Source organism: Streptomyces sp. NPDC002176 (assembly GCF_044903645.1).
Taxonomy (GTDB): Bacteria; Actinomycetota; Actinomycetes; order Streptomycetales; family Streptomycetaceae; genus Streptomyces.
Window position 1 is genome coordinate 289,372 of record NZ_JBJDQW010000004.1, and the last position, 13,962, is coordinate 303,333.

Annotated in this window: 14 protein-coding genes; 6 read left to right on the plus strand and 8 right to left on the minus strand. The window is 73.0% G+C overall.

Features of this window, described 5'->3' with window-relative positions; all coding sequences use genetic code 11:
* Window positions 1-205: 205 nt before the first annotated feature.
* Complete coding sequence (locus ACI2LY_RS20425) at window positions 206-2,287, plus strand: SpoIIE family protein phosphatase (RefSeq protein ID WP_404708382.1); 2,082 nt, start codon at window positions 206-208, stop codon at window positions 2,285-2,287.
* 49 nt (window positions 2,288-2,336) lie between these two features.
* On the opposite strand, the gene ACI2LY_RS20430 is transcribed toward ACI2LY_RS20425, so the two are convergent.
* Together ACI2LY_RS20430 and ACI2LY_RS20435 are read right to left on the minus strand one after the other, a co-directional pair.
* Entirely contained in the window at window positions 2,337-3,134 is a 798-nt protein-coding gene (locus ACI2LY_RS20430) for a putative protein N(5)-glutamine methyltransferase (protein WP_404708383.1), read from the minus strand.
* Between the two features lie 249 nt (window positions 3,135-3,383).
* The gene (locus tag ACI2LY_RS20435) at window positions 3,384-4,448 is read right to left on the minus strand and encodes a hypothetical protein (protein WP_404708384.1); all 1,065 of its coding nucleotides are present in this window, start codon (window positions 4,446-4,448) and stop codon (window positions 3,384-3,386) included.
* 120 nt (window positions 4,449-4,568) lie between these two features.
* On the opposite strand from ACI2LY_RS20435, the gene ACI2LY_RS20440 reads away from it, so the two are divergent.
* Window positions 4,569-4,997 carry a MarR family winged helix-turn-helix transcriptional regulator gene (locus tag ACI2LY_RS20440; protein ID WP_404708385.1) on the plus strand — a complete coding sequence of 143 codons (429 nt, stop codon included), beginning with the start codon at window positions 4,569-4,571 and terminating at the stop codon, window positions 4,995-4,997.
* A gap of 9 nt (window positions 4,998-5,006) precedes the next feature.
* Here the strand turns inward: ACI2LY_RS20440 and ACI2LY_RS20445 are convergent, their stop codons facing one another.
* Entirely contained in the window at window positions 5,007-5,777 is a 771-nt protein-coding gene (locus ACI2LY_RS20445) for a GNAT family N-acetyltransferase (protein WP_404708760.1), read from the minus strand.
* A 171-nt stretch (window positions 5,778-5,948) separates the two neighbouring features.
* On the opposite strand from ACI2LY_RS20445, the gene ACI2LY_RS20450 reads away from it, so the two are divergent.
* The 3 genes from ACI2LY_RS20450 (at window position 5,949) to ACI2LY_RS20460 (ending at window position 8,072) form a co-directional block, all read left to right on the plus strand.
* Window positions 5,949-6,554, plus strand: a complete 606-nt coding sequence (locus ACI2LY_RS20450; protein ID WP_404708386.1) for a sulfite oxidase-like oxidoreductase — start codon at window positions 5,949-5,951, stop codon at window positions 6,552-6,554.
* Between the two features lie 88 nt (window positions 6,555-6,642).
* A complete protein-coding gene (locus tag ACI2LY_RS20455; RefSeq protein ID WP_404708761.1) occupies window positions 6,643-7,362 on the plus strand; it encodes a ferredoxin reductase in 720 nt (239 codons plus the stop codon).
* 104 nt (window positions 7,363-7,466) lie between these two features.
* Entirely contained in the window at window positions 7,467-8,072 is a 606-nt protein-coding gene (locus ACI2LY_RS20460) for a DUF3592 domain-containing protein (protein WP_404708387.1), read from the plus strand.
* A gap of 24 nt (window positions 8,073-8,096) precedes the next feature.
* On the opposite strand, the gene ACI2LY_RS20465 is transcribed toward ACI2LY_RS20460, so the two are convergent.
* The 3 genes from ACI2LY_RS20465 to ACI2LY_RS20475 are packed head-to-tail and all read right to left on the minus strand — an operon-like array spanning window position 8,097 to window position 10,623.
* Window positions 8,097-8,822 (minus strand): class I SAM-dependent DNA methyltransferase, encoded by a 726-nt coding sequence (locus tag ACI2LY_RS20465; protein WP_404708388.1) that lies wholly within the window; start codon window positions 8,820-8,822, stop codon window positions 8,097-8,099.
* Window positions 8,823-8,852: 30 nt separating this feature from the next.
* Window positions 8,853-9,692, minus strand: coding sequence for an alpha/beta fold hydrolase (locus tag ACI2LY_RS20470; protein ID WP_404708389.1), 840 nt, complete (start codon window positions 9,690-9,692; stop codon window positions 8,853-8,855).
* Window positions 9,693-9,735: 43 nt separating this feature from the next.
* Window positions 9,736-10,623, minus strand: a complete 888-nt coding sequence (locus ACI2LY_RS20475) for a hypothetical protein (protein ID WP_404708390.1) — start codon at window positions 10,621-10,623, stop codon at window positions 9,736-9,738.
* Between the two features lie 290 nt (window positions 10,624-10,913).
* On the opposite strand from ACI2LY_RS20475, the gene ACI2LY_RS20480 reads away from it, so the two are divergent.
* On the plus strand, window positions 10,914-12,092 hold the full coding sequence (locus tag ACI2LY_RS20480) for a D-alanyl-D-alanine carboxypeptidase family protein (RefSeq protein ID WP_404708391.1): 1,179 nt from the start codon (window positions 10,914-10,916) through the stop codon (window positions 12,090-12,092).
* A 24-nt stretch (window positions 12,093-12,116) separates the two neighbouring features.
* Here the strand turns inward: ACI2LY_RS20480 and ACI2LY_RS20485 are convergent, their stop codons facing one another.
* Together ACI2LY_RS20485 and ACI2LY_RS20490 are read right to left on the minus strand one after the other, a co-directional pair.
* The gene (locus ACI2LY_RS20485) at window positions 12,117-13,133 is read right to left on the minus strand and encodes an asparaginase (RefSeq protein ID WP_404708762.1); all 1,017 of its coding nucleotides are present in this window, start codon (window positions 13,131-13,133) and stop codon (window positions 12,117-12,119) included.
* Window positions 13,134-13,174: 41 nt separating this feature from the next.
* The gene (locus tag ACI2LY_RS20490) at window positions 13,175-13,933 is read right to left on the minus strand and encodes a FadR/GntR family transcriptional regulator (RefSeq protein WP_393602091.1); all 759 of its coding nucleotides are present in this window, start codon (window positions 13,931-13,933) and stop codon (window positions 13,175-13,177) included.
* Window positions 13,934-13,962: the final 29 nt, after the last annotated feature.

Below are 13,962 nucleotides of genomic sequence, written 5' to 3' on the forward strand. Positions count from 1 at the left end.
TCTCCCGGCCCGTTGGACGACGTCCGCCACATGTGTCACGTGGCCACAGGGGACGGGGAGTACGCCGGAGGCCGGAGTGAGAGATGGTGGACGCACACGGTTCCTGGCACCACGGCCTCGGCGAGCCGGGTGTGGGCGCGGTACAACAAGGGGAGTCGGCACGGGGGACGGCGTGCCGTGCGGACGGGCGAAGGCGGTGCGTGGCATGAGTGCAGCCGAGACTCAGGCGGCCGGGAACGGCGAGCCCGAGCGCGGCCCCGTACGGCCCGGCGGGCTGCTCGACATGCTGGGCGTGGCCTCCGTGGTGCTGGACGCCCGGGGCCGCATCGTGCTGTGGAGCCCGCAGGCCGAGGAGCTGTTCGGCTACCCCGCCGACGAGGCGCTCGGCCGGTACGCGGCCCGGCTGATGGTGCACGAACGGCACATCGAGCTGGTCGGTGAACTGTTCGAGGACGTGATGCGCACCGGACAGAGCTGGGCGGGCGGCTTCCCCATCCGCCGCAAGGACGGCACCACCCGACTGGTGGAGTTCCGCAACATGCGTCTGCTGGACGACCGGGGTGACGTATACGCGCTGGGTCTGGCCGCCGACCAGTCGACGGTACGGCGGCTGGAGCACGACGTGGCGTTGTCCGAGCGGATGGTGCACCAGTCCCCGACCGGGCTGGCCGTCCTGGACACCGCGCTGCGGTTCGTCTCGGTCAACCCGGCGCTGGAGCGGCTCAGCGGGGTCCCGGCCGAGCGGCACGAGGGCCGGACCATGCGCGAGGTGCTGCCGCTGCTGGACGCCGACGCGGTGGAGGCGGCACTGCGCGAGGTGCTGACGAGCGGGGACCCGGTGATCGACCGGACCGTGGTGGGCCGTACCCCGGCCGACCCGGACGCCGAGCACACCTGGTCGCTGTCGCTGTACCGCCTGGATGACGCGCTGAGCAATGTCCTCGGAGTCGCCCTGTCCCTGGTCGACATCACCGAGCAGCACCGGGCGGCGGTGGAGGCGGAGAACGCGCGGCGCAGGCTCGCTCTGATCGCGGACGCCTCCGCCCGCATCGGGACGACGCTGGAGCTGGAGCGCACCGCCTGCGAGCTGGCCGAGGTCGCGGTGCCTGCGCTGGCCGACGTGGCCGCCGTCGACCTGCTGGACGCGGTCGTGGAGGGCAGACGCAGCGCGCTCGGCCCGTCCGAACCGGCCGTGATCCGGGCGCTCGCGGTGCGCCCGGACGACGGCGGCGACGCCGTACGGGCGGCCGACCGGCCCGGCGGGATCGCCTGGTACGGCCCGGACCGCCTGGTCACCGAGTGCGTGCGTACGGGCGAGGCGGTGCATGTGCCCCGGGTCAAGGACGACGACCTGCCGCGCATCGCCCGCTCCCCCGAGGCCGCCGTCATGCTGAGCCGGGCCGGGCTGCACTCGTACCTGGCCGTCCCGTTGATCGCGCGCGGCGAGGTGCTGGGCGCGCTGGACCTCAAGCGCACCCGCAACCCGGCGCCCTTCGACGAGGACGACGTGCTGCTGGCGCGGGAGCTGGCGGCGCGCGCCGCCGTGCAGATCGACAACGCGCGCTGGTACCAGAACGCCCGCAGCACCGCGCTGACCCTCCAGCGCAGCCTGCTGCCGAGCCATCCGCCGGTGACGGCGGGGCTGGAGGTGGCGTCCCGCTACCAGCCCGCGGGGTCCACCAGCGAGGTCGGCGGCGACTGGTTCGACGTCATTCCACTGGACGGCGACAAGACGGCGCTGGTCGTCGGCGACGTGATGGGCAGCGGCATCAGCGCGGCGGCCACGATGGGCCTGCTGCGCACCGCCACCACCACCCTCGCCTCGCTCGACCTCGACCCGTCACTGCTGCTGGAACAGCTGGACAAGGCCACGGCGGCGACGGAGCACTCCATCGCCACGTGTGTGTACGCCGTCCACGACCCTCGGCAGCGCCGCTGTCTGATCGCCAACGCCGGGCACCTGCCGCCGGTACGGGTCCGTCCGGGTCGGCCGCCGGAGCTGCTGGACCTGCCCACGGGTGTGCCGCTGGGCGTGGGCGGGGTGGAGTTCGCGACCGTGACCGTCGACTTCGAGCCCGGCGACGAGCTGGTGCTGTACACCGACGGCCTGGTGGAGACCCGCAGCCACTCGCTGGACGAGCGCCTGGACCGGCTGTTGTCCCTGCTGGCCGACGGCGCGGACCGTCCGCTGGAGGAGGTCTGCGAGCACCTCCTGGACACGCTGTACGAGCCGGACAACCACGACGACGTGGCCGTACTCATCGCGCGGGCCCGCGACTTGTCGTAGCGCGCGGCTTGTCGTGGGCTCGGGATCGGGAGTCGTGGGCCGGGCCGGGTCACCGTACGCCGATCACCACATGTGCGTCCCACTCATGTGAGACGGCCACATGTGCGGCCAGCCCAGCGCGGGCGAACACCTCCTGGGCGGCGGACGCCTGGCGTGCGCTGGTCTCGGAGAGCAGGCAGCCGCCGGGGGCCAGCCATTCGGCCGCTCCGGCGGCCACCCGGCGCAGTACGTCGAGTCCGTCGGGGCCGCCGTCGAGCGCGGTCGCGGGCTCGTGGTCGCGGGCCTCGGCGGGGAGCAGGGGGACCTCCGCGGAGGGCACATAGGGGACGTTGGCGGTCAGGATGGCGACGCGGCCGCGCAGTTCGGCGGGGAGCGCCGCGTAGAGGTCGCCGGTGTGGGCGCGACCCATGTGGGGGGCGAGGTTGCGGCGGGCGCAGCGTACGGCGACCGGGTCGATGTCGGCGGCGTGCACCTCGGCGCCGTCGAGCGCGACGGCGAGGGCCGCGCCGAGTGCGCCGGAGCCGCAGCACAGGTCCACGACCACGCGTGCGTGCGGGGCGCGGGCCAGGGCCTGGTCGACGAGGAACTCGGTGCGGCGGCGGGGTACGAATACGCCGGGCTCCACGCTGATGCGCAGTCCGTGGAACTCGGCCCAGCCGAGGACGTGTTCGAGCGGGAGCCCGGAGGCGCGGCGCTCTGCCATCGCGGTGGCCTCGTCGGCGGTGCGGGCGGTGGCGAGGATCAGCCGGGCCTCGTCCTCGGCGAAGACACAGCCGGCGGCACGCAGTGCGGCCACGAGGGGGGACGGGTCGGCGAGCGGAGAAGGTGATGCGGGCACGGCGGCCATAAGAGCCTGGAGCCTTTCGGGGACCTGGGGCCTCAAGGCGCTCTCGCGGTCACCGTCGCGTGGTTCCGTACCGTCACATGGCACGGGTACGAGGGGAGAGCACCCTTGCTGACACAGCGTTGATGGGTCTCACCTCCTCGTTCGCACCGGGCGCGCACTCCGCGCGACCGGACGGCCACCATACCGTGCCGGGGTCTCCGGGCGGGACCCGGTTCCTGGCGCGGTCGGTGGCCGCGTGTCCACGGTGGCTCAGACGGCCACGCTCTCCTCGGTCTCCTCCTCCGCCTCGCGCTCAGCCTCTCGTTCGGCCTCGGCGGCCGGGGTGTCCTGGGCGGTCGGCACCTCGGCCGGGGTCCGGCGGGCCGGGCGCTCCCACAGGGCGGCGATCCCGGTGACGGCGATGCCGACGACCAGCCAGGCCACGAGGGTCCACACGTTGCGGGCGATGCCGTCGTCGCCGAAGTACAGCAGCGAGCGGATGCCCTCGACGAACCCGGCGCCGTTCCAGAAGGCGTGCAGGGTGCCGAAGAAGCCGTTCTGCAGCTCGGGCCGGAACAAACCGCCCGAGCTGGTGAAGTTCAGCATCACGAACAGCACCATCATGGCGAGCGTGGTCCAGCGCTTGAGGAAGGTGTGCAGGCCGACGCCGATGAGGAGGATGCCCGCCGAGTACAGCCACGCCATGGCCCACAGGGTGCCCAGGTCGTGGTGGGCCAGGTGGAAGACCGGCCCGGCGAGCAGGGCGCCGATGCCGCCGACCACGGCGGCCGTGCCGACCGCGATGAGCGCGCGCACCCGCACGGCGAGCGCGGCACCGGCCGCGCCGATGGCGGCGACGGAGGCGTAGGAGCCGATGCTGACGGCGATCAGCAGGAAGAACAGGCCCTGTCCGGTGGGGTCGTCGGACACCGGCTTCGCGATGTCGGTGACCTTCAGCGGGGCGCCCTGGTGTGCGGCGACCGGCGTGAAGACCTTCTCCACGGCGGTGGCACCCATGTCGGAGGCGGCACTCGCCACGATCAGCTCGGGTTCATGTGCGCTGGGCACATATGCGCCGGTGACATGTCGGTCCTTCAGCAGTTCGACGGCTGCGGCCCGGGTGGAGACGGTACGGACGTCGAGCTTGTCCCCCGCGGTGTCCTTCACCGTCTGTGCGAACACCTTCGCCTCGGGTCCGGCACCGACCACGGCCACGGGCATGTGGTGGGGCTCCGGGGTGACGAAGGCTCCCATATAGGCGAGCCCCATACCTATGCACATCAGCAGCGGGGTGATCAGGTGCGTGAGCACATGACGCAGTGCCGGGGACTTCATCGACCGGAACCTCCATTGGTTGTCTTATACAACTCACGTTCAAGTTGTACTATACAACCAGAATCGTTCGGACGGCACGGAGGAGTTCCGTGAAGGGGTTCTCATGACGAAGGTGATCTCATGACGGCGGCGGAATCGGCCGTCGAGACGATCCAGCGCGAGATGACGGCGTTCGCGCGCCGGGCCCGCGCCTCGGCGGGGCGGATGCACCCCGAGTTGTCGCTGGTGTCGTACACGCTGCTCGGGCATCTGGAGGAGCGCGGCGGCTGCCGGGCGACCGATCTGGCCTCGCACTACGCGCTGGACAAGTCGACGGTGAGCCGTCAGGTGGGCGCGCTGGAGCGGGCCGGGCTGATCGAGCGGCGGCTCGCTCCGGACGACCACCGTGTGCAGGTGCTGCATCTCACCCAGGCGGGCGAGGAGATCCTGGCCCAGGTCACCGAGCGGCGCCGGGGCGCCTTCCAGGAACGGCTCGCCGACTGGCCGGAGGACGACCTGGTCCGCTTCGCCGCCTATCTGGAGCGGTACAACGCGGGGTCCGCCGACTGACCGGCCGGGCTACGACCCGAGTGGTACGCGGACACCGAAGAACCGCGTGTCCAGCCGGTTCCGGAAGCCGAGGGACTCGTAGAGACGGATGGCGCCGGTGTTGCCCGCGCCGGTGTGCAGGAACGGGCGCTCGCCGCGCTCGCGGATGCCGTGCGCGACGGCGAGGATCAGCCGGGTGGCCAGCCCCTCGCCCCGGAAGGCCGGGTCGGTGCAGACCGCGCTGATCTCGGTCCAGCCCGGCGGCCGCAGCCGCTCCCCCGCCATGGCGATCAGCGCGCCGTCGCGCCGGATGCCGAGGTAGGTGCCCATCTCGATGGTGCGCGGCTCGAACGGGCCGGGCTGGGTGCGCGCGACGAGGTCCAGCATCTCGGGGACGTCGGCCGGGCCGAGCGGCACCGCCTCCGGGTCCGGGGCACCGGGCACGCCGTCGTCCGCCAACTGCACCCCGGCCACGTCGAAGGTGATCTCCCAGCCCTCCGGCACCCGGCCCCGGTAGCCGAGCAGGGGGACCTCGGCGCCGGGTCCGGCGAGTGCGGCGAGTTCGGCCCAGTCGGCGGCCTCGGGTTCGTCGGGCAGGGCCAGCCAGGGCGACACCTCGACCGGGTACCGGAGCACCCGGCCGTACCGCTCGGCGAAGTGGGCGTGCGGGCCGGTGAGGGAGGCGCGGGCGGCGTTGTCCAGCGGGTGCGGGACGGCTGTCCCGGCGGGGCCGGGGTCCGCGCCGGTGAGGGGGTCGGCCTCCCGGCCGTCGTACCGCGTGGAGACGTACGCCTCGGGCATCCTGGTGTCCTCGTTTCCCTCGTCCTCCATCGGCGCGGCGGCGCCTCGGCATTTCCCCCAATCACGGCGGAGGAACGGCTATTCCCGGTGCGGTCCGGAGTGTGGCCGACATCGCCCGAGTGGTCACTGATCAGGGCGGGGACGGGTGTGGCGGGAGCGTACGGTTGCAGCATGAACGTCACCCGAGGCTTCACGGGCCGTCGGCGCGTCTCCCGTCCCGGGCTGCCTCCCGGGCAGTACGACGCGGGCGACGACTGGCCCGTCCTGTCCGCCGAGGTCACCCCCGACCTCGCGCCCGCCGACTGGTCCCTCCGCGTCGACGGGCTGGTGGACCGGCCGCACACCTGGAACTGGGACGAGGCGCACGCGCTGCCCGACTCGGTGTACGAGGGTGACATCCACTGTGTGACCGGCTGGTCCAAGTTCGGGGTGCGCTTCGGCGGGGTCTCGCTGGACGCGTTCCTTGCCGTGGCGCGGCCACATGTGTCCGCCACACATGTGCTCGCCCGCTCCCACACCGGGTACACGGCGAACCTGCCGCTCGCCGATCTCACCGGCGGCCGGGCCTGGCTCGCCTGGGACCAGGGCGGCGTGCCGCTCGCCCCGGAGCACGGCGGTCCGGCCCGGCTGGTCGTGCCGCACCTGTACTTCTGGAAGAGCGTGAAGTGGATCGCGGGGCTCACCCTCCTCGACCACGACGAGCCCGGCTTCTGGGAGGGCAACGGCTACCACGAGCGGGGCAACCCGTGGGAGGAACAGCGGTACCGAGGTGACTGAGCTGACATACGAGACGCTGACGTTCGAGACCTCCGAGCCCCTGGGGGCGCCCGGGTCCGCGCCCGCCGCTCCCCCGGCCCGTTTCGCGGTGCCCGGTCGGATCGCGGTGAGCGAGCAGGTGGCGGCGGCCTGGCAGACGGCCACCCTGACCGAGATCCGGCGGGAGACGCCGTACGCGTCGACGTTCCGGCTCGCGGTGCCACAGTGGGCGGGGCATCTGCCCGGCCAGCATCTGATGCTGCGGCTGACCGCCGAGGACGGATATGTGGCCCAGCGCCACTACTCCATCGCCTCCGCGCCGGACGACTCCGGGCACATCGAGCTGACCTTGGACCGCGTCCCGGACGGTGAGGTCTCGGGCTGGTTCCACACGGTGGCCCGGCCCGGTGACCGGATCGACGTGCGCGGCCCGCTGAGCGGCTTCTTCGCCTGGCCGGGTGACCGTCCGGCGCTGCTGCTCGGGGCCGGTTCCGGGATCGTCCCGCTGATGTCGATGGTCCGGCACCACCGTGCCCAGGGTCTGTCGGTGCCGCTGCGGATGCTGGTGTCGGCGCGCGGCCCGGAGGAGTTGATCTACGCCGACGAGCTGGGCGCGGAGACGACGGCCGTGTTCACCCGTAGCGCCCCGGCGGGTGTGCCGGTGGGCCGTATGTCGGCCGCACATGTGGCGCCGCTCCTGGCCGAGCAGCCGTCCAGTGGGTGGGAAGCCTATGTGTGCGGCTCCAATGGCTTCGCCGAACATGCCTCCCGCCTCCTCGTCGCGGCCGGTCAGCCGGTGGACCGCATCCGCATCGAACGCTTCGGCTGAGCTGCCGGGCTGCTGAGCAGCTCGGCTGCCGAGTCGTGGGGCCGAACGGCAGCTCGTGGCGCGCCGGGTGCGCGAGGTCGGGTCGTGCTGGGTACCTGACGGGTGTGGACATCCGTACGCGGTCACACGGCCGCCGACGTCGGCCCAATCCGCTGCGGCGGCGGTCGGACGTGGTGGAGGCGTGGGTGGTGGTGCTCGTCGCCGTCCTGCTGTGCGTGGTCGCGCCCCTGGTGGGGACGGCGGCCGGGCTCCACACCTACGACCGGGCGCGGGCGCACGCCGAGGAGCAGCGGGCCGAACGGCACGCGGTACGGGCCGTGGTGCTCGGCCGTCCGACGGCCCGGCCCACGGTGCATGGCGACCGCGGGCACGGCTACCGCGCCGAGGTCCGCTGGACGGAGGCGGGGCCGGAGTCGGAGCCGGGGCAGCAGAAACGTACCGCCGTCGCCCATGTACCGGCCGGGACACGCGCCGGTGACACGGTCACCGTCTGGTTCGACGGCCGGGGGCGCACGGTGGCGCCGCCGCCGAACGACGTGGCCGTCTGGCAGCACACGGTCGCGGTCGGCCTGGGCATGGCGGGCGGCACGGCCGCGATCGTGCTGCTGGCCCGCGCGATGGAGCGCCGCGTCGCGCTGCGGCACCGGCTGGACGAGTGGGAACGTGCCTGGGCCCGCACCGGCCCGAGGTGGACACGACGGCGCGCGTGAGGAACCCGCGACGCCGCACCCCGCCTACGAGTTCACCGGTCCCCGCAGCGCCGTCACCAGCCGGGCACGGGGGCTGCCGTCGGCACGCGTACCGAACTCGGACAGCGGCTGGAGCTCCACGGTGAACCCGGCCAGCTCCAGTTCCCGGCGGACGTCACCGAGGCGGAACGCGCGGTAGTACATGACGAACGGTGGCCGCCACACGGCGTTGCGCACCCGCATCACCGTGTCGAAGGCGAGCAGCATCCAGTACGCGGGGCTCGACGGCCGGGGCGGCGCGAGCACCGGGAAGGCGAACCGGCCGCCCGGCAGTAGGGCCGAGTGGACCTGGGTGAAGAGGCCGGGCAGTTCCCGTGGCAGGAAGTGCCCGAAGGCACCGAAGCTGACGACGAGGTCGAAGGCGGCGGTGAAGGGCAGCGCGCGGGCGTCCGCCCGGACCAGCGTGACGTCGGCACCTTGTCCGCGCCGGGCCACGTCGAGCATGCCCGCGCTGAAGTCGACCCCGGTGACGCTCCGGCGGCACAGTCCGTCCAGCACGGGCAGCCCGGCGCCGGTGCCGCAGCACAGGTCGAGCCCGTCATCGAAGGGGCCGAGCGGTGCGAGTGCCTTCGCCACGGCGTCCAGCACGGAGGCGGGCGTCCGGAACGGCGTGTGGTCGAACTTGGGTGCGAGCAGGTCGTAGCCCCGCTCGACGGACGACAGCGCCTGCACGGCCAGTTCGCGCGTGGTGGGACCCTCGGGGCTGAACATGGCTCCAGCGTAGGGCGTACGGGCGCCGGGTCAGGGCTGGGCGAGGAAGTCGGCGGCGACCGTCACGAACCGCTCCGGGTCGTCGAGCCAGGGGTAGTGCCCCGCCTCGGGCTGGACGACGAGCCTGGCGTCGGGGAAGAGTTCCGCGCACTCGGCGGTGACCTCGGGCGGGCTGTTCAGGTCGAACTCGCCGGTGAGCAGCAGGACGGGCACGGTGACGTCGGTGAGCGCCTTGCGAGTAGCGGGCGGGTCGAAGGCGCCCTCCTCGCCGAAGCGGGTGACGGCCTCCATGTTGGTCGGTCGGCTCGCGGTGTGGTACTGCTGGGCGGCGGCGTCCCAACGGCCGTAAAAGAAGGGGCTGATGGCGTCCCAGTCCGTGCCGGTGCCCTCGGTGATCGCCTCCAGCGCGGCGAAGGCCGCGGGGAACCAGGGTTCGTTCTTGCGGAGCCCGGCGACCTGGCGTCGGGTCTCGCCCGTGATGTCCAGGCCGACCGCCCGGGTGCCGGGTCCGATCAGGGCGAGGCGGTGCAGCCGGTGCGCGTGGCGGGCCGCGTATTGCGTGACGATGTTGGCTCCCGCGGAGTGGCCGAGCAGGTCGATCCGGTCCAGGCCGAGGTGGACGCGGAGGGACTCGATGTCGTCGACGAGCCGGTCGCAGCGGTAGGAGGCGGGGTCCTCAGGGGTCGCGGACCGGCCGGTGCCGCGCAGGTCGGGGACGGCCAGCCGCCGGTGCCTGGAGAGGCCGCCGAGGTCGCCCAGATAACGGGAGTCCGTGGGGCCGCCGGGCACGCAGACGACCGGGTCGCCGTCCCCTTCGCCGAGGACGCGATAGGCCAGCGGGGTGCCGTCGGGTGCGGAGTAGGTGGGCATGGCAGGAAGTCTGCTCCCGGTATCCGGTACGCCGGAAGCCTCTTCAGTCTTTCAGCCGGTCTAGTGTGTTCCGGGTGTCCGTCTTCAGCCAGTCCGAGATCTCGTCGATCTTCGGCGGGTCCTTGTCGGGGTCGTACGAGGAGAGGTAGGCGCTGTAGCTCATCGTGTAGGTGACCCAGCCGTCGCGGACGGCCAGGGTGGCGTAGCGGGAGCCGCTGGAGGTACCGCTGGTGGTGTCACGGGTCACGAGGTACGCCTCGTCGCCAATGTCCTCGACCGGGCCGACGTCGTAACCGGTGTGGCTGTCCTCGTAGTTCTTCCAGGTGGCGGTGAATTCGGGCCCCGGGTCGGTCTTCTTGTGCAGGTCCAGCTGGATGGAGAGGTAGGCGTCGGCGTAGGAGGAGCCGGGCTTCTTCAGGCTCGCGCTGCAGTAACTCTCGTCCAGCGCCGGGTCCTTGAGGGAGCTGTGGGTGGGCGCGGAGTCGGCTGCGGTGTACTCGTCCTTGAACGAGGTGTAGTCCGCTCGGGAGCAGAGGTCGGACGGGGCGGCGTAGCCGCGCAGGTCGGCCGCGCTCGCCGTGGCACCGATCAGGAAGACGCCGGCCGCCCAGGCGGCGGAGGCCACGATCGCGCCGACGACGGCCCACAGCACCGCCCGTCCGGCGGCACCGCTCCCACCGGCCGTGGGCGGCATCGGCGGCGGCCCGTACTGCGGGGGCTGGGCGTAGGGATTGCCCGGCTGGGGGCCGCTCGGTGTCGTGGGCGGCTGGAAGGGGCCCGGAGGTGGGGACTGCGGGACCGGCGGCGGGGACTGCGGGTTCGGATAGGGGTACGCGGTCGGCTGGGGCGGGACCGAGGGCGGCTGCGCGGGCGGTCCGGGCTGCGGCGGCCGGTCGGCGGGCTGCGCGGGCTGCTGCGGTGGCGTGGACATGTCGTGACGATAGGGCACAGTTGGCGCCCAAGTACCCCGGTCGACCGGGATCGTTACGGCATCCGGACACGGGTGGTGGGGGCGGGGCACATGTGGCGGGGCCACATGTGGCGCCACACCATGTCGCCCCGTCATACGTCAGAGCGGCAGGGATGTGTTCACAGCCCACCCACAGCTGCCACCTATAGAGCACCGCCACATGGGCCCTCAGTGCGGCATCCGGGTTGCTCCCCTCAGCCGTCCGGCGCGGACAGCTCGCCGCACCACGTCGACCTTCCTACGTTGATCATATGAGCACCGGATTCTCACGTCGGGCGACCCTTTCCGTCTGTTCCCTGTGCATGGCGGGAGCGCTGGCCCTCGCGCCCGCGGCCGCCGCCACCGGAGGCGGCGGGGAACCAGCACCGCCCGCACCACGGGCGGCCGTCCCGCAGCCGTCCCTGCTCTACGGTTCCGGCGTCCAGGTACGCCCGCGCGCCGGTGCCCCCGAGACACCACAGGTCTCGGCGCTGTCCTGGCTGGTGGCCGACGCCGACAGCGGTGATGTGCTCGCCGCCGACGGGGCGCACCGCAAGCTGCCGCCCGCGAGCACCCTGAAGACCCTGTTCGCGCTGACCGTCCTGCCGACGCTGCCCGCGACCCAGCAGCACAAGGTGAGTTACCAGGAGCTGGCGGACGTCGGCGAGGGCAGCAGCCTGGTCGGGGTGGAGGAGGGCCACACCTATCAGGTGGCGGACCTGTGGCGCGGCGTGTTCCTCAGCTCGGGCAACGACGCCGTACACGTACTGGCGGCCCTGGACGGCGGTGTGGACACCACCGTCGCCAAGATGCAGACCAAGGCCCGCACGCTGGGCGCGATGGACACCCATGTCATCTCACCCGACGGCTACGACGCCCCCGGCCAGGTGTCCTCCGCGTTCGACCTGGCGGTGTTCGGCCGGGCCGGGCTGCACAACCCCGACTTCGCCCGGTACTGCTCCACCGCACAGGCCCAGTTCCCCGGTGACGGCTGGCCGTTCGCCATCGAGAACACCAACCGGCTGCTGAGCGGCGAGGACGGCGTGGCCCCGTATCCGGGGATCATCGGTATCAAGAACGGCTACACCAGCAACGCGGGCAACACGCTCGTCGCCGCCGCCCGCAGGGGAGGTCGCACCCTGGTGGTCACGGTGATGAACCCTCAGGAGGGTGGCGGGCTCGCCGTGTACGAGGAGGCGCGCCAGCTGCTGGACTGGGGCTTCGCCGCCGCCGGACGGGTGGACCCGGTGGGCTCGCTGGACGGACTGCGCACCACACCGGAGCCCACGCACTCCGCCGTCCCCGTCGCGGCGGCCACCTCTCCGGCGCCGGACGACGACACCGACTGGACCCGGACCGCGACCATCGCCGGGATCATGATCCTCGGCGCGGCGGGCGTGACCCTGGCGCTACGGAGCAAGGGCGGCAGGAACACCGGGACCCGAGCCTGACCGCAGCCACCGCGGTCGACCAGATCAGGCGCAGGGCACCAGCGGAGCCGGATCCAGCTCTCGTACCGTGCGCACCGCTCCCACCGGCCTGCCGCCGCCCAGCAGGGGGGCGCCCGCGAAGTCGGTGAGGAGGGCCGGGTCGATCCCGGCGTGGGCGAGGGCGGCCGCGGCGACGGGGATTCGGGCCCGGTCGGCGCCGTCCGCGATCTTCACGGCGATGGCGCGGCCGTCGGGCAGCGCGGCCACCTGGACGCCTTCGAAGCCGTCCTTGGCGAGCAGGCCGGGCACGGCCCGCATCAGCGCGGCCACGTCGCGGCGGACACCGGAGGCCATCTCGGCGTGCTCGCGCATCGCGTCCGCCACGCGCGCCTCGGGCGTGCCGGGGGCGGCGGTGGTGATGCGGGCGAGGGCGCGGGCGAGTCCGTGCAGGGAGACGGCGAACAGGGGCGCGCCGCAGCCGTCGACGGTGACATGGGCGACGCGCTGGCCGGTGAGGTCCTCGACGGTCTCCGCGATGTGCTGCTGGAGGGGGTGGGCGGGGTCGAGGTAGTCGGCCAGGGACCAGCCGTTGAGCCTCGCGGTCCAGAGCATGGCGGCGTGCTTGCCGGAGCAGTTCTGGGCGAGCCGGGAGGGGCCGCGGCCGTCCCGGACCCAGGCGTCGCGGACGACGGGGTCGTACGGCATGTCGGGGGTGTTGCGCAGGTCGGCCTCGGTGAGTCCGGCGCGGTCGAGGATGCGGCGGGTGCCCGCGAGGTGGCGTTCCTCGCCGGAGTGGCTGGCGGCGGCCAGGGAGAGCAGGTCGCCGTCGAGGGGCAGCCCGGCGCGCAGCATGGCGACGGCCTGGACGGGCTTGAGCGCGGAGCGCGGGTAGAAGGCGGCCTCGGTGTCGCCGAGCTGGAGCCGCGTCCGGCCGTCGGTGTCGAGGACGACGACCGAACCGTGGTGGACGCCCTCGACGACTCCACCGCGCACCAGGTGGGCGACGGGGGTGTGGCGGGGTGCGCGGACGACGGGGGCGTCGAGGGGGGAGCTGGTGTGCATCATTGCCTGCGTCACGGGGTCGGGGGTGGCCTGGGCGCGGGTCACGCGTCGGCTCCGGTGGTCTGCGGTCCGCCCTGTACGGGTAGCGCCGGGGGTGTGGCGGCGCCCGCGGTGCGGACGATACGGGTGAGGGTCGTGGCGACCCGGTCGAGATGGTGGGTCATGGCCGCGACGGCGTCGTGTTCGGAGCCCGCGGCGAGCGCGTCGACGATGGCGCGGTGCTCGCGGTCGGACTGCTCGCGGCGGCCGCCCAGCTCGGTGAGGAAGGCCGACTGGCGGGCCAGGGCGTCGCGGATCTCCTCTATCACCTTGCGGAAGACCGGGTTCCGGGCGGCTTCCGCGACGGCGAGGTGGAAGAGGGTGTCCATGGCGACCCACGCGGTGGTGTCCGTCTCCCGCTCCATGCGGTCCAGGAGGCGGGTCAGCCGGTCCAGGTCCTCGGGGGTGTGCCGTCGGGCGGCGTACCCCGCGACCGGGACCTCTATGTGGCGCCGCACCTCCAGCAGGTCGCTGGCAGCGTAGTCGCCGAACGTGGGGTCCTCGACGGTGTCGGCGACGACGAACGTGCCCTTGCCGGTGCGGGAGACCGTGAGCCCCATGGTGTGCAGGGCGCGCAGTGCCTCACGCACGACCGGCCGGGACACCTCGAGGGTGCGGCACAGCTCGGCCTCGGAGGGCAGCTTGTCGCCGATCGCGTAGTCGCCGCGCTCGATGGCGCCGCGAAGGTGGCCGAGGACCGCTTCCATGGCGCTGACGCGTCGGAGGGCCGGACCACCTGTCTGGCTGTCTGACAGGTTCACGGAGCGATCGTGCGGTCTGAGGGCAGAAC